Origin of the sequence: Acinetobacter sp. NIPH 298 (assembly GCF_000369505.1) — a bacterium.
Taxonomy (GTDB): domain Bacteria; phylum Pseudomonadota; class Gammaproteobacteria; order Pseudomonadales; family Moraxellaceae; genus Acinetobacter.
This window is the reverse complement of the sequence record NZ_KB850053.1, coordinates 145,429-161,112: the sequence shown is the minus strand read 5'-3', so window position 1 is coordinate 161,112 and position 15,684 is coordinate 145,429. Positions and strand designations below refer to the sequence as shown.

The 15,684-nt window shown below is 41.9% G+C and carries 16 protein-coding genes; 12 read left to right on the top strand and 4 right to left on the bottom strand.

What is annotated here, in order from left to right; genetic code table 11:
• The first annotated feature begins 101 nt into the window (after positions 1 to 101).
• The 10 genes from dxs (at position 102) to F903_RS00650 (ending at position 9,661) form a co-directional block, all read left to right on the top strand.
• Entirely contained in the window at positions 102 to 1,997 is a 1,896-nt protein-coding gene (dxs, locus tag F903_RS00695; RefSeq protein WP_005193734.1) for a 1-deoxy-D-xylulose-5-phosphate synthase, read from the top strand.
• A gap of 159 nt (positions 1,998 to 2,156) precedes the next feature.
• Complete coding sequence (locus tag F903_RS00690) at positions 2,157 to 2,987, top strand: inositol monophosphatase family protein (RefSeq protein ID WP_004673055.1); 831 nt, start codon at positions 2,157 to 2,159, stop codon at positions 2,985 to 2,987.
• Between the two features lie 41 nt (positions 2,988 to 3,028).
• Positions 3,029 to 3,601, top strand: a complete 573-nt coding sequence (locus F903_RS00685; RefSeq protein ID WP_005193733.1) for a shikimate kinase — start codon at positions 3,029 to 3,031, stop codon at positions 3,599 to 3,601.
• 432 nt (positions 3,602 to 4,033) lie between these two features.
• Positions 4,034 to 6,049, top strand: a complete 2,016-nt coding sequence (locus F903_RS00680) for a DEAD/DEAH box helicase (protein ID WP_005193732.1) — start codon at positions 4,034 to 4,036, stop codon at positions 6,047 to 6,049.
• 107 nt (positions 6,050 to 6,156) lie between these two features.
• On the top strand, positions 6,157 to 6,360 hold the full coding sequence (locus tag F903_RS00675) for a hypothetical protein (protein WP_228128674.1): 204 nt from the start codon (positions 6,157 to 6,159) through the stop codon (positions 6,358 to 6,360).
• Between the two features lie 95 nt (positions 6,361 to 6,455).
• Positions 6,456 to 7,274, top strand: coding sequence for an ABC transporter ATP-binding protein (locus F903_RS00670; RefSeq protein WP_005193731.1), 819 nt, complete (start codon positions 6,456 to 6,458; stop codon positions 7,272 to 7,274).
• On the top strand, positions 7,271 to 8,047 hold the full coding sequence (gene mlaE / locus F903_RS00665; RefSeq protein ID WP_005193730.1) for a lipid asymmetry maintenance ABC transporter permease subunit MlaE: 777 nt from the start codon (positions 7,271 to 7,273) through the stop codon (positions 8,045 to 8,047). The genes F903_RS00670 and mlaE overlap by 4 nt, the downstream gene beginning before the upstream one ends.
• A complete protein-coding gene (locus tag F903_RS00660) occupies positions 8,047 to 8,709 on the top strand; it encodes an outer membrane lipid asymmetry maintenance protein MlaD (protein WP_005193729.1) in 663 nt (220 codons plus the stop codon). Before mlaE ends, F903_RS00660 begins: the two co-directional genes overlap by 1 nt.
• A 20-nt stretch (positions 8,710 to 8,729) precedes the next feature.
• On the top strand, positions 8,730 to 9,362 hold the full coding sequence (locus F903_RS00655; RefSeq protein ID WP_004673042.1) for an MlaC/ttg2D family ABC transporter substrate-binding protein: 633 nt from the start codon (positions 8,730 to 8,732) through the stop codon (positions 9,360 to 9,362).
• An 11-nt stretch (positions 9,363 to 9,373) separates the two neighbouring features.
• On the top strand, positions 9,374 to 9,661 hold the full coding sequence (locus F903_RS00650; RefSeq protein WP_005193728.1) for an STAS domain-containing protein: 288 nt from the start codon (positions 9,374 to 9,376) through the stop codon (positions 9,659 to 9,661).
• A gap of 50 nt (positions 9,662 to 9,711) precedes the next feature.
• Here F903_RS00650 and F903_RS00645 read toward each other — a convergent pair whose 3' ends face one another.
• Entirely contained in the window at positions 9,712 to 10,263 is a 552-nt protein-coding gene (locus F903_RS00645; protein ID WP_005193726.1) for a hypothetical protein, read from the bottom strand.
• A 1-nt stretch (position 10,264) separates the two neighbouring features.
• Positions 10,265 to 11,281 carry a CorA family divalent cation transporter gene (locus F903_RS00640; RefSeq protein WP_005193724.1) on the bottom strand — a complete coding sequence of 339 codons (1,017 nt, stop codon included), beginning with the start codon at positions 11,279 to 11,281 and terminating at the stop codon, positions 10,265 to 10,267.
• 382 nt (positions 11,282 to 11,663) lie between these two features.
• Between F903_RS00640 and F903_RS00635 the strand changes: the two genes are divergently transcribed.
• Positions 11,664 to 12,059, top strand: a complete 396-nt coding sequence (locus F903_RS00635) for an NUDIX hydrolase (protein WP_171065181.1) — start codon at positions 11,664 to 11,666, stop codon at positions 12,057 to 12,059.
• Here F903_RS00635 and F903_RS00630 read toward each other — a convergent pair.
• Together F903_RS00630 and recG are read right to left on the bottom strand one after the other, a co-directional pair.
• Complete coding sequence (locus F903_RS00630; RefSeq protein WP_005193722.1) at positions 12,013 to 12,699, bottom strand: ComF family protein; 687 nt, start codon at positions 12,697 to 12,699, stop codon at positions 12,013 to 12,015. The two genes, F903_RS00635 and F903_RS00630, sit on opposite strands and share 47 nt — an antisense overlap.
• Positions 12,692 to 14,737 (bottom strand): ATP-dependent DNA helicase RecG, encoded by a 2,046-nt coding sequence (recG, locus tag F903_RS00625; protein ID WP_005193721.1) that lies wholly within the window; start codon positions 14,735 to 14,737, stop codon positions 12,692 to 12,694. Before recG ends, F903_RS00630 begins: the two co-directional genes overlap by 8 nt.
• Before the next feature lie 18 nt (positions 14,738 to 14,755).
• On the opposite strand from recG, the gene F903_RS00620 reads away from it, so the two are divergent.
• On the top strand, positions 14,756 to 15,571 hold the full coding sequence (locus F903_RS00620) for an NAD-dependent epimerase/dehydratase family protein (protein WP_005193720.1): 816 nt from the start codon (positions 14,756 to 14,758) through the stop codon (positions 15,569 to 15,571).
• The last annotated feature ends 113 nt before the right edge of the window (positions 15,572 to 15,684 follow it).

Sequence of the window (15,684 nt, the reverse complement as noted above, 5' to 3'; positions counted from 1 at the left end):
CGCACACGTGGCTGATTGAAGGTAGATCCTATTTAATTGTATGATTGCCCCCATTTAACCCAGCTTCGGATTTGCCAGGCTTAAAAAGGCTTTGCCACATTATGTTGTATACCGAAATTCCAACTCAACGTCCTGTGACGGTACTGTTAGATGAAATTGATCATCCACAACAGTTACGACAGCTCGCGCAAAGCCAACTCGCACAAGTGGCGGATGAGTTACGTCAATATATTTTGTATGCAGCAGGACAGAGTGGTGGTCACTTCGGCGCAAACCTAGGCGTCATTGAACTTACTGTTGCCTTACATTATTGCTTTAACACGCCAAGAGACCGTTTGGTTTGGGATGTGGGGCATCAAGCTTATCCGCATAAAGTTTTAACTGGTCGCCGTGAGCAAATCACAACAATTCGCAGTAAAAATGGCTTAGCTGCTTTTCCAGCGCGAGAAGAGTCTGAATTTGATACCTTTGGCGTAGGACATTCATCGACGGCAATTTCTGCTGGTTTGGGGATGGCACTCGCTCGTCGATACCAAAAAGATCCATGTGATGTAGTGGCGATTGTGGGTGATGGCGCAATGACAGCGGGTATGGCATTTGAAGCCATGAACGATGCAGTTGCTCATGATGCAGATTTGATAGTGGTCCTCAATGACAATGACATGTCGATTTCATGCAGTACGGGCGGTTTTGCCAAACACCTAGCCGCGATTTGGGAGTCAGGTCAGTTCGTCAATGTGAATGAGTTGGGTGAAGCCTATATTCAGCCACATCCGAAATGGACCTATAACTCACGCTTACATCAATCCGCAACTGATGCAGCAGATAATTTATTTAAAGCGATTGGTTTTGACTATTTTGGCCCATTTGATGGTCATGATGTCGAGCAACTCGCGCAAGTGTTCCATGCATTAAAAAAACGAAAAGGTCCGCGTTTAGTTCACGTTTATACTAAAAAAGGCAAAGGTTTTGCACCTGCAGAAGCCGATCCAATTACCTATCACGCGATTACTAAAATTGCACCATCAGCATCTGCACCAATAAAAAAATCACCTCCTAAATATTCAGATGTATTTGGGCAGTGGTTGTGCGATGAAGCAGCGCAAGATGAGCGCTTACTGGCGATTACCCCAGCGATGTGTGAAGGATCGGGCATGGTAAAGTTTGCCCAGCAATATCCTGAACGCTTTTTTGATGTCGCAATCGCAGAGCAACATGCAGTGACATTAGCAGCGGGTATGGCATGTGAAGGTCTAAAACCAGTCGTTGCTATCTATTCAACCTTTTTGCAACGCGGTTATGATCAATTAATTCATGATGTTGCATTACAAAATTTAGATGTGACTTTTGGTATTGATCGTGCTGGTTTAGTCGGTGAAGATGGTCCAACGCATGCTGGTGCATACGATTATGCTTTTATGCGTACTGTCCCGAATATGGTGATCATGGCACCAAAAGATGAAAATGAATGTCGACAAATGCTACATACAGCTTATTTGTATAATGGACCGACTGCGGTTCGTTATCCACGTGGTGCAGGTGTGGGTGTCGACATCCAAGAAAAAATGACTGCTTTAGAGATTGGTAAAGCTGAGGTCGTAGCTGAATTTAATGTCAATGCAGCACAACAGATCAGTATTTTGGCTTTTGGTAGTCGAGTAACAGCATCAGTCCAAGCCGCAGAGTTATTTGCAAATAAACATCCAATCGGTATCCGTGTCATCAATATGCGTTTTGTGAAACCACTTGATGAACAAATCATTCGTGATTTAGCTGCTAATACACAGCTTTTTGTCACGGTTGAGGAGCATGCTGTGATGGCAGGTGCGGGTAGTGCAGTAAATGAATTTTTGGCACACGCTAAAATTGTTAAACCAATTTTGAATTTGGGTCTGCCAGATACGTTTTTACTTCAAGCATCACATCAACAAATGTTGCAAGACTGTGGCTTAGATAGTCAAGGTATTTTGACTTCAATTGAAAAAGCTTGGTTTTAATCAATAAAACCAAGTAAATGCAAGTGCATTTGATAATGGCAATTGCCCACTAAATTTTTAGCAACATTTTTTCCCTAAAAGTGCTCAGATTTGATAGAATGCGGGCGCTTTTATGCATTATTCTTTGTCAAAATCTTCGAAATTTGTAGTGGGTGTTCAATGGAACCTATGGTGGTTATGGCTGCGCGTGCGGCTCAAACAGTTGGTCAAGAGCTTTTAAAGGCACATCAAAATCGTCATAAACTCGATTTACAAGTTGAAGATAAAGGCATTGATGGTCCAGTGACGCGTGTTGACCGTTACTTGGAACAACTTACTATCGATACTCTCCGTAAAAGTTATAAAAACCATAGTTTTCATGGTGAAGAGTTTGGATTTCAAGAAGGTAAAGGGCACGACGCTGATTGGTGTTGGGTTATTGATCCTTTAGATGGCACACAAAACTTCATTAATGGCTTCCCGCATTTCTGTATTTCTATCGCTGTACAACACAAAGGCGTAACGCAACACGGTGTGATCTACGATCCGGTACGTGATGAATTATTCTCTGCAAGTCGCGGTCGCGGCGCGGTCATGAATCAACGTCGTATCCGTGTGAATACAAGTGAAACTTTAGAAAATACCTCGCTTGCTGTTGGTCATCCATTCCGTGCACAACGTGATGGAGAAATCGTTTCGTATGCCGAACAGCATTTTGCTTCATTATTGGCTGTGACTAAAGCGGGTGCACAAATTCGTCGTGCAGGTTCTGCTGCTTTAGATTTAGCTTATGTTGCAGCGGGTCGTTTTGATGGTTTCTTTGAGCTAGGCTTGAAACCGTGGGATATTGCTGCGGGTGAGTTGATTGTGAAAGAAGCGGGCGGTGCGATGGTTGATGCTCGTGGTGGTAATGACTCATTTGAAAATGGTCAAGTGATTGCTTGTTCATTGAAAATGTTAAAACCATTGATGCAAGCAGTTGTTCCTGCTTGGGGTGTTGCTGCAAAATAATTCGAATTTCTGGAAAGCCCTCAAATTTTGAGGGCTTTTTTATGCGAGATTGGAAAATAAGGTTAAATAAATTGCTGATCTATTTTATTGGTCCCGGTGGAGTTGGCAAGACGACAACAGCAAAATTACTCGCATTTCAGTCGGGATTTGATTGTTATGATTTAGATGAGTATTTTATGAAAATTGAAGGGGACATTGCTAAATACATTGTGGAGCATGGCTATAACAAGTATGCAGTGCGTAATTTTCAGTTATTTTTAACGCTCCGAGCAAAATATCATGCGAATAGAATAACAATCATTGTGTGCTCATCGGGATTTATGACTTATCCAAACGATATTGATCAAAACTATATAAAAGTAAAAGATGAAATAGAAAACCATATTTTTACTTTCCTATTTTTGCCTTCATTGGATTTGGAGACGTGTGTGAAAGAGGTTTTAACTAGGCAGATGAACCGAACATATTTGAATCTTGTTATTGAAAAAGAAGAACTAAAAATTAGAGCGCGCTTTGAGCTATATTCTAAGCTGGATTGTCGAATTATTCTGACAGACGAGAAGTCTGAACGGGTCGCTCAAAAAGTTAAAGTGGTGTGGGAAACACGATGCTAAGTATTTATTGATAAATAAAGCATATAAGGTATATTAATTAAATAACTGATAAATGGCTTATTTTTATTGAAAAGTAGCTTGTTAGGCGATAAATAAAGACAACTTAATAGGAAAAACAATTAAAAAGCGTGACATTCTTAAACTTTCTGCTATACTCCGCCCACGCACTGAAATTCCAGTTCATTACCTGAACATTCTGTTCTATTCATATTTTGCGCTCGCTGTCCATAGAGAGGACCACATCTTGCGCCCAAATCGCTTAGCGATTCTTCAGGTTGAAGCAGTAATCAAGCGTGCGTTTAGTCCACATCGTCGTTATTCGGATCGCCGCTGAATCTCATTTATTTTCAGCTTGAGTCGCTTTGCCGCCTGTTGCCGATGTCTATTTTTTGTATTTATTAAAATGGAGCACCCACAAGGGTGAAACTCTCTATGAGCAAAACTTTTGCCGAATTTTCATTACATGAAACCTTACAACAAGCGCTTGAAGGTTTAGGTTTTACTACCCCAACTCCTGTACAAGAACAAGCAATTCCTGCTGCATTAGAAGGAAAAGACTTATTAGTTTCTAGCCAGACAGGTTCTGGTAAAACTGCAGCATTTTTATTGCCTACACTTAACTCTTTAGCGGGCGAAGAAGCATTTGCTTCTTTTAAAGACCGTATGAAAGCAGTGACTCAACCTACGATTTTAGTTATTTCTCCTACTCGTGAGTTGGCACAACAAGTAAGTCAAGATGCGATTGCATTGGTACGTCACATGAAAGGTGTTCGTATTGCTGCGATTATGGGCGGTATGCCTTTTGGTAAACAAATTCAACAGCTTAAAGGTGCGCAAGTTGTCGTTGCAACGCCTGGTCGTTTGCTTGATCTTGTTAACCGTCGTCAAATTAAATTAGATAAAGTTGAATCATTAATCGTTGATGAAGCAGACCGTATGCTTGATCTAGGTTTCTCTGAAGATCTAGAAGCAATTGGTGAATTAGCTGCAAATCGTAAACAAACATTGATGTTCTCTGCGACATTTGCAGATCGTATTATTCGTCTTGCTGAACGTATGATGAATAACCCTGTACGTATCGCAATCGAAACGGGTCACAGTACCAATACTGATGTTACTCAAACATTACATTGGACTGATGGTTTCGAGCACAAGAAAAAATTACTTACGCATTGGTTGTCTGATGAATCAGTAGATCAAGCAGTTGTATTTGCGAGTACGCAAGAAGATACCGATATGCTTGCTGAAGAGTTAGCTGAAGCGGGTCACTCTGTTGTTGCGTTGCACGGTGCAATGCCACAAACAGTTCGTAACCGTCGTTTACGTAGTATCCGTGAAGGTCGTGCAAAAATCTTAGTTGCAACTGATGTTGCAGCGCGTGGTTTAGACGTACCAACCATTTCTCACGTTATTAACTTCGGTTTACCAATGAAAAATGAAGACTATGTACACCGTATCGGTCGTACAGGTCGTGCAGGTCGTTCAGGTCAAGCAATTACTTTAGCGACTTACCGTGAACGCGGTAAAATCCGTGCTTTAGAAGATTATTTAGATGCACGTTTAAGTGTTTCTGAAATTGAAGGTTTAGAGCCATCTCCACCTCCTGCTCGTTCAGGTCGTGATGGTGGTGGTCGCGGTCGCAGTGGTAATGGCGGTGGCGGTGCTGGTCGTGGTCGTAGCGGCAATGGTGGCGGCGGTCGTCGTTTTGAAGGCGAAAGCAACTTCAAACGTCGTGAAGGTGGTGATGACCGTCCACGTCGTAGCTTTGATGATAAACCACGTGGTGATCGTCCATCTTATGGTGATGATCGTCCTAAGCGTGATTTTGGTGATCGTCCACCACGCCGTGAAGGTGGGTTTGGTGATCGTCCACAACGTAGCTTCGGTGGCGAAGATCGTCCACGCCGCGACTTTAATTCAGATCGTCCACGCCGTGAAGGTGCTGTAGATGATCGTCCTAAGCGTGATTTTGGTGATCGTCCACCACGCCGTGAAGGTGGTTTCAATGATAAACCGCGTTTTGACTCAAATGATGATAACCGTGGTAACCGTGTAGACTATAAGCCACGTCGTGAGAGTGGTTTTGGTGACCGTCCTAAGCGTGATTTTGGTGATCGCCCAGCAGCTCCACGTGAGGGTGGTTTTGGTGACCGTCCTAAGCGTGATTTTGGTGATCGTCCAGCAGCTCCACGTGAAGGTGGTTTTGGTGACCGTCCTAAACGTAGCTTTGGTGGTGATGATCGTCCAAAACGTACTTTTGGTGGTGATGATCGTCCAAAACGTACTTTCGGTGGTGAAGACCGTCCTAAGCGTACTTTCGGTGGCGAAGATCGTCCAAAACGTACTTTCGGTGGTGAAGATCGTCCGAAACGTGATTTTGGTGATCGCCCAGCAGCACCGCGTGAAGGTGGCTTCGGTGGCGACCGTCGTCGGAAAAACGATTATTAATTGATAAAAAAGAAGCCAGTTGAAAAACTGGCTTTTTTATTTATGCATAGTCATGTAAAATAATAAAAATGTGCACTGGTTCAAACTTTGAATAAGAAATGAATAGGATGAAACAAAACAACAGCTTTTTAAATCAAATATGGGCTTTTACCTGTAATGAAGGACTGCCGTGTCTTTTTGTCATTATGATGCTGTGTAATGGTTTATTTTTTGCCTATGCAGTTTTTGATCAAAGTAATCCTGATCGTTTAAATGCAAATTTTCACCAAACGACCAGCGAAGTTGATTCAAAGAATAACTACATAAACTAAATAATCTTGATACATCCCTTATCAAAATAAAAACAACGATTTAATCTTTCGGTGTATAGTATGCGTGCATAAAAAGTGCAGGAATGAATGCCATTATGAATAATAAATCTCCTCTCGATGCTGAAGCCTTAATTGAAGTTACAAACTTGAGCTTTAATCGAGGAGACCGCGTCATTTATGACGATATAAGCCTTAAAATTCGACGTGGTCAAATCACAGCAATTATGGGTCCATCTGGTACAGGTAAAACTACTTTATTACGTTTGATTGGAGGACAGCTTAGTCCTGATCAAGGTAAGGTTTTACTTGATGGTAAAAATATTGCATCAATGTCACGTCTTGAGTTGTTCGCTGCACGTGCACGTATGGGAATGTTATTTCAAAGTGGTGCATTATTTACAGATATGTCTGTGTATGAAAATGTTGCATTTCCGATTCGAGCACACACCAAGTTGCCTGAGCACCTGATTGCAGAGTTGGTGGCATTAAAGCTAGAGTCTGTAGGGTTACGCGGTGCTGAACAACTCATGCCTACAGAACTATCAGGCGGGATGAATCGCCGTGTTGCTTTAGCGCGTGCCATTGCACTTGATCCTGAATTGATTATGTATGATGAGCCCTTTGCTGGCCAAGATCCGATCGTGAAAGGGATTTTGACGCGTTTGATTCGTTCATTACGAGAAGCATTAGATTTAACCACGATTATCGTCTCTCATGATGTGGCAGAGACTTTGTCGATTGCAGATTACATTTATGTGGTTGCAGAAGGCAAAATTCAGGGTGAAGGTACACCTGAACAATTAAAAACACATGCTTCACCATTTGTACGTCAGTTTTTAACAGGTTCGGTTGAGGGGCCTGTCGAATATCAATTTACTCACCAAGCATATTTAGATAACGAGGTTCGTCCATGAATACGATTGCCTGGTTAGGTAGACTCGTTATTGAGCGAATAAAGGGGATTGGTGCTGCGTCACTGATGCTCCTGCAAATTTTATTTTCGATGCCATCAAAAGGTGGTTTTCAACGTTTTATTTATCAGATGCATCGTGTCGGGGTGATGTCTTTATTGATCATTGCTGTTTCTGGTTTATTTATCGGTTTGGTCTTGGGTTTGCAAGGTTACTCGATTCTGGTCAATGTCGGTAGTGAGTCCATGTTAGGCACGATGGTGTCTTTAACTTTGCTGCGTGAACTTGCACCCGTGGTTGCTGCGTTATTATTTGCAGGACGCGCAGGCTCGGCTTTGACGGCTGAAATTGGCTCGATGAAACAGAGTGAGCAACTCGCCAGCATGGAAATGATTGGTGTTGATCCACTGCGTCAGATTGTATCTCCACGCTTATGGGCGGGGATTGTGAGTTTGCCGATGTTAACTGTGATTTTTGCTGCGATTGGTATTATCGGTGGCAAAATGGTCGGCGTCGATTTCCTCGGTGTGGATGAAGGTTCATTCTGGGGTGGTATGCAAAGTAGTGTGCAGTTTGGGCACGATGTTGTAAATGGCATTATTAAAAGTATTGTTTTCGCTCTAATTTGTACATGGGTAGCGGTGTATCAAGGTTATGCCTGTGATCCAACGCCCGAAGGTATTGCGACGTCTATGACCAGAACAGTCGTATATTCTTCGCTTTGTGTATTAGGTTTTGATTTCGTGTTGACTGCGGTCATGTTCGGAGGGATTTAATGAAATCACGTATTAGTGAGCTGGCCGTTGGTGTTTTTGTCATTATCTTCGGTATTGCCTTATTTTTTCTTGCGATGAAAGTCAGCGGCTTGGTAGGTACCAACCTACGTGACAGTTATAGTATGACGGCTCAGTTTGACAACGTAAATGGTTTAAAGACGCGTGCAAAAGTCACCATGAGTGGTGTGACGATTGGTCGTGTTGAATCCATTACGCTTGATCCGGTCTCGCGCCTAGCAACGGTCAAATTTGTTTTGGATGGTAAGCTCACCAGTTTTAATGCAGAACAATTAAAAGTCGTGCAGCAAAATGCATTGGAAGAATTGCACTACAGTTCTGATTATCAGCAAGCAGATGAGACGAAACAAAAAGCAATGGAACAGCAACTGATCAGTAACATGACCTCCATTACTAGTCTCGATGAAGATGCTTATATAATGGTAGCAACCAATGGTTTATTGGGTGAAAAATATTTGAAAGTTATCCCAGGTGGTGGCGTGGACTACTTAAAACGTGGTGATGTGGTTTCAAATACCCAAGGCACAATGGATCTAGAAGATTTAATCAGTAAGTTTATTACGGGTGGTGGTGCAAGCAAAGTTGCGTCAGGCACTGAAACTTCAGCAACACAGTCAGATGCCGAACCATCTTTTGCTGAATAATCGTATTTAGGAGTTTTAAAGTGAACACATTATTGAAGCAAACTCTAACGGCAAGCGTATTGTCAGCCATGCTTGCAACTACAGCATTTGCAGCGCCGACAGAGACGCCACCTGATTTTGTTAAACGTGTAGCAGATGGTTTGGTTACTCGATTAAAAGCAGATCACGCAAAGTTGCAAAATAATCCTCAATTAGTTAATACGATTATTCGTCAAAACCTTGATCCGTTTGTTGATTCACAAGCTTTCACGCGTATCGTGCTAGGAACTTATGCCAATAATCAGCATACCAATGCAGCGCAACGTGCTCAGTTTGAGAAAAACTTCCGCGAAGTGATTATTGAAAACTATGGTAGTGCCTTTGCTAAATACACAAATCAAAGCTATACCATGCGTCCTTATAAAGCCAGCAACAGCAAAAATCCAGTTGTTACTTTGGACTTTTTAAACAATGGTGAAAAGATTCCTGTATCTTTCCAGTTGATTGATAAAGGTGATCAATGGAAAATCCGTAATGTAAATGTGGCGGGGATCGACTTAGGTTTGCAATTCCGTAATCAGTTTGCTGCTACGGTTCAGCGTAATGGTGGTGACATCAATAAAGCGATTGCAACTTTTAAACCTGATGCAGATGCAGCAGTCACTAAAAAATAAGTAGGTGAAGGGTGATTCAGTATATTGATCAGCAACTTATCGTTCCTAAGACGATTGATTTTGAAAATGCAGAGCAGGTTTACCAATCGGGCTTAGCGCATATTCAACAACATCAGCATTTTCCTTTGATTGTTGATCTTGCTCAGCTTGAACAGGGCAGTACCTTGTCTCTCGCTGTATTGGTGCAATGGTTGCGTCAAACCCCTGAAAGTAAAGGGCTGCATTTTAAAAATGTTCCTGAGAAAATGCTAAAGATCATCCAAGCTTGTCATTTAGAAGATGACCTTATCTTGATTTGATATTGTATGAATCGAAAAAAGAGCTTTTTTATAAAGCTCTTTTTTTATATTTATGATTTTGGAAAGGCTGAAAAAAGAGCCTGACAAGTTGGGTATTTTGTCTGTAATTTTTTGAGATAATAAGATTGATCGTATGCTAAAAAACCATCTAGTAATTTTATGGATGTGGGGTGGTCATCATGACAATTATTATTTTTTCGGTTCCACGCTAGGAACGGTACAATTGGCTGGCCAATAGACAGAATATCATTTTGACAATGTAATCGTGCTAAAGAAGCCACAGTATAGTTGTGTGGTTTAGCTTGATCAGGGGCGTAGGCTAAGCCAATGATTAAATCATTCTTTTTTATATTTTTAAGTGGGAACTGACTCTGCCATTGTTTCGGCTTTGAATGCATTATCCATGTTCTAAAGCCGTGGAAGATAAAACGGGAATTGTTTATTGTTAAGTGGTAATGATCCGTGGACGCTATCTTCTGAACAGCTTGAAGACGTGCAATAAACACTTCATCTGGTGAATGCGGTGCACAAGCAAAAGCTGTTGGGAGGAATAGAATCGATCCTAGTATAGGCAGACTCAAAAAAAGAGAGTTGCCTTTCATGCTAAATCCATTTCTTCCAGCGGAAATAGAGTATTGGTCCGATCAATAAAGTAATAACAAAAGTAATGACAATCCAGAAGCTGGTATCTCCTTGCGCAAAAGGCAAAACATCAGTATTCATACCGTAGATACTGGCTACCAACATTGGTGGGGCTAACATGCTGGGTAAAATAGAGAAACGTTTGAATGTTTCATTCATTTCAGTGTTGGCGAAACCTGTGGTGATATCCAGTAAGAATTTTAGTTTCTGGAATAAGAATGCGTTATGTTCTAGTAAAGAACGCACATCCTCACTCATTTCTCGAATATCAGCATCATAAATATGACTACCCAAAGCACGTGGGCGTGACAGAAAAGTCAAAACCCGACGTAAGTCTGTAAGACAGAGTTGTGCTTTTCCTAACATATCTTCTTGATGCGCGAGGTTTGTGATCATATCGTCAAGATCAAGAATTTGTTCGCGGTGATGATCATTGAGAACTTCTGCAGAGTACTCTTCAAGATAGCGGTGGGTATCTTCTAAAATATCTGAAAGCTCATCTAGTTTAGCTTCCAATAAACCTAATAAAATCCAAACTGGATTCTTATAGTCCATCTCATAATCATTGCGTCTCGCTCTTGCTCGAAATGCTCGAAATGCGACTAATTTCTCACCACGAAGTGTGATGAGTCGGTTTTTCTCAAGCAAAAAAGCAACAGTGTGTACGGTTGCAGCAAGGGTGTTTTCAAGATCTTCTTGTTCACGATCTGATTGGGTATTTTTGTTCTTGGTGAGAAAGTAAGTACTGATATGTAAAATACCCTCATCATCACGATAAAAACGTGCTGATGATGAAATGTCTTCAAGTGATTTTAGGGTCGGTAGATTGCGATCATAGGCTTCGAGTACCCATTGTTGTTCTTCTTGGGATGGCGCGATCAGATCAATCCAGACCAACTCAGGATGCAGATCAAATCCACCATTGATTGTTGCATCTTCTAGACTACCGCGCTCTGTGGCATAAAAGGCTTCAAGCATGTCTTTTTTCCTTGCGCAGTCAATATAAGGCCTTCTGCATTTTACAGAAAGTCAGCGTGTATTTTAGACAAGGATGAAAGGAAAAACACTTGCCTAAACGTTATTTTCTCAAAAATCATGTTTTATAGCTTACTTTAGCAGCATGACAGTTGGATAAAACAGCTTTAATGCGATGAATTTTATCTATCTTTTTGACCATTCTACACGCAGTCATGATTTGGTTTATTCTTAAATAGTTTTAGTGTTGGGATAAGGGGGAGAAAGTCACTTAATAAGGGAAAAGATAGCGTTGCGGAACATGCATGTTTATTGGGTTGTTTTCTGTATTTTCGAGATCTAGAATAGCAGCCTGCTATTGAAACTCATGTTCGAGGAAGTCTCATTGAAAACAATTACTGTTGCTGCCGCGATTATCTTGAACGATCAGAATCAATTATTATTGGTTCGTAAGCAGAATACGCAGGCATTTATGCAAGTCGGCGGTAAATTAGAGGCCAATGAAGCACCTGAGCTTACGATTCAACGTGAGATTTTAGAAGAAATTGGTTGTGAATGCGAAATTAAACAATTTGTTGGGCAGTTTGAAACAGCGGCTGCCAATGAGCCAGATCATGTTTTGGTGAGTTATGTTTATTCGGTTCAATTAAAACAAAAGCCACAGATTGCAGCCGAAATTGCTGAGATGAAATGGATTGATTTGACTGACCAAGCAACGTTGTTAGCACCGTTGACTAGCGAAGTGGTGATTCCATGGTGTCAGCAAAATCGAATGAGCTAAGGTGGTCTTTTACTTGTCCCGCTGCGAGACATACGGCATAAATCTTCTGACAGCCAAGTTGTTCTAGAGCCTGAGAGAGTGCAGTAATAGAACTACCAGTGGTCATCACATCATCTAAGATCAGCACTTTTCTATAACGAATCTGATTGGATGGTTTTGCAACAAACTGCTGTTCAATATTCTCCAATCGTTCTAAGCGTGATAATCCCTTTTGCGAATGTTGCGCCAAGCGCTGTATCGGTTGCCAAATAGGGACATCTAATGTTTTACCGAGTGCGTTGGCTAACAGTAGGGTTTGATTGAAACCTCGTTCCACTAAACGATCGGTTGAGATTGGCATCGGAACGATGGCGTGGACTTTTGGCAGTTTGAGCTGTAACAACACACCATTTAATAATCTTTGATGCTGTAATTTTTGTTCATATTTGAATTGTTGAATAATCCGATTGATCGGGTAGTCATAATGACAAGCGACATACACTTGTTGGTGATTGCGTTGGATCTGTTGTTTTAACCAAGGTAACTGTTGCCAACAGCTTTGACAAACACCGAAATGTTGCTTGATGCCGACCTCACATAGGCTACACGGCGTCACATAATCAAAAAGGCGTTGTGCGTGTGTACTGAGGGATTTAAACATAGGCATAACGAGGTGCTTTAGGTAACCAGCGTTTGAGTAAGCCTGCTGCGTGTTGTGGGTAATCTTTTAAAATCTGTTCCGCAACGTAGTGTGCTTGAGTTAGTAGGTGGTCATCACGTTCTAACCTTGCAACACGAAAGCCCATATCACCAGTTTGTTTGGTACCTAATAGCTCGCCAGGACCCCGTATTTCTAAGTCTTTTTCAGCAATCACGAAACCATCATTACTTTCACGCAAAATAGAAAGCCGTTCCTGACCATTTTGTGACAAGGGTACTTTGTATAATAATGCGCAAAAACTCGCAGTAGCACCACGTCCAACTCGTCCACGAAGTTGATGTAACTGAGAAAGCCCCAAACGTTCTGCATTTTCAATCACCATAATCGATGCATTGGGAACGTCCACACCGACTTCGATGACGGTAGTGGCAATCAGCAGTTGTAGTTGGTTGTCTTTAAAGGCCTGCATGACCGATTGCTTCTCATCAGCTTTCATTTTGCCATGTACTAGACCAATGTTGATGTCTGGAAAACGTTCTCTGATTTCCTGATAGGTGGCTTCTGCGGCTTGAGCATCTAAGGTCTCAGATTGCTCAACCAAGGTACAGACCCAATAGGCTTGTTTACCTTCGCGGCAGTTGGTTGCGATTCGTTGTAGGACTTGTTCACGACGATCCAGAGGAATGGTCACGGTTTGAATCGGTGTACGTCCTGGTGGCAGTTCATCAATAACCGATGTATCTAAATCACCATAAGCACTCATAGCGAGGGTGCGGGGAATAGGGGTTGCCGTCATGACCAACTGATGTGGTGTAAATTGATCTACGCCTTTATTTCTAAGCGCAAGGCGCTGATCCACACCGAAGCGATGTTGTTCATCAATGATCACTAAGCCAAGTTTGGAGAACTCAACATTGTCTTGGAACAGCGCATGTGTGCCGACGATGAGTTGTGAATGTCCTGCTTTGATCTGTTGTTCGGCTTGTATCCGTGCTTTGCCTTTCTGCTTACCCGATAGCCATGCAACTTGAATCCCCAAAGGCTCGAACCAGCGTTTAAAGTTCAAATAATGCTGTTCAGCTAAGATTTCAGTGGGTGCCATCAATGCCACTTGCCAATCTGCTTCTAGCGCATGACAGGCCGCCACTGCAGCGACCAAGGTTTTACCTGCCCCCACATCGCCTTGAACTAAGCGCAACATTGGTTGATCTTGTTTTAGATCTTGTAAAATTTCTTTGGAAACGCGTTTTTGTGCATTGGTCATTTGAAAGGGCAGTGCTTCTAAGAGTTTCTTCGCCAGAACTTTACTGCTGTTAAAGCGTGGTGCAGCGATTTGTCGAATAAAAGCACGACGAGTAAGTAAACTAATCTGGTGAGCCACTAATTCTTCAAAGATTAAGCGTTGCTGTGCGGGATGTGAGCCTTGATTGAGTTGCAGCATATTGGCATCAATCGGCGGTTCATGAATGTAATGTAGCGCTTGTTTGAGTTCATAGCCATTGCTGTATTTACTTGGTAGCAGTTCAGGCAGATCATCACTATGATGTTTCAAAGCCTGACGGACATATTCACGTAACTTTGGTTGTGTCAGACCTTCAGTACTTGGGTAGATCGCGGTGAGCTGAGTTTGAGGCAATGCGGTGTGCTGGTGGATGACTTGAATTTCGGGATGATACAGTTCTAAACCACGCGCACCAACGCGTACTTCACCGAAGATGCGTAATCGAGCACCCATTTGGATGCGATCAGTTAAGCCTTTATAGATATGATAAAAACGTAATGTGACTTTGCCGAAATCATCTTGCAATAATGCAGCGAGGGATTTCTTTTTTCCTGGTGGGAAATCGACGGATCTGACCTCACCTTCAAGCAAATAGCTGCGTCCAACAACCAACTGATTCATCGGAATAATCGTGCTACGATCTTCATAGTCACGGGGAAGATGAAACAATAAATCATCCGTGCTAAAAATATGAAGCTTTTCTAATAGGGTCGCTGCGCTAGCGCCAACGCCTTGTAACTGCTGGACTGAACTCATATTTGATCAAGGACATGTATGCATATTTTATTTATTGGTTATGGTAAAACATCTCAGCGTGTCGCTAAACACTTATTTGAGTGTGGTCACCACATTAGCACAATTAGTCGTAGTGAAAAAACAGATTGTTATGCGACTCATTATATTCAAGACGTGCAGCGACTTGATTTAACAGCATTTCGTCCAATTGATGTGGTTTATGTGATTCTCGCACCATCACAAAGTGGCATAGAGGCCTATCAACAAACCTATGTGGAGAGTGTTGAGCCGATTGTTCGGGCTCTAAAATCGCATCCCGTGCAACGCATCATTATTGTGTCTTCAACTCGGGTCTATGGTGAAAGTGCTGGTGAGCGAATTGATGACGAATCACTGATACAACCTGCCGATGAGCAAGGGCATTTACTGCGTAAGATGGAACTTTTATGGCAAGCGCATTATCCAGAGCGTAGTATTATCGTTCGACCAACGGGTATCTATGGGACATCGATTGTTCGATTAAAAAGATTGGCTGAGCAAACACGCATTTATCCGACCATTCACTATAGTAATCGGATTCATATCGATGACTTAGCCAAGTTTTTGGCCATGTTAGCTGATCTTTCAGAAGTAGAATCCAGTTATATTGTCAGTAACAATACGCCTTTACCGATGCATGAAATCCTACTTTGGTTTCAGCAACAACTTAATTTACCTCTTTTACAGCTTGTATCTAAACAACATACGGGCAAGCGAATTTATGCGACGAGACTGGCGAGAACAGCTTTTAAATTTGACCATTTGATTTGCTTTAATGACTATGCTGAGGCGCTATTGGCACATAGTAATAAATGAAATTTTGATTAAAATGTGACGTAGTTGTTCTTTTTGGGTGGGATTCTTGATTTTTAATATCTGTGAGTACAGGGCTCATTGAAGCCGATATGTGTACATGGATTGCGCTAAGA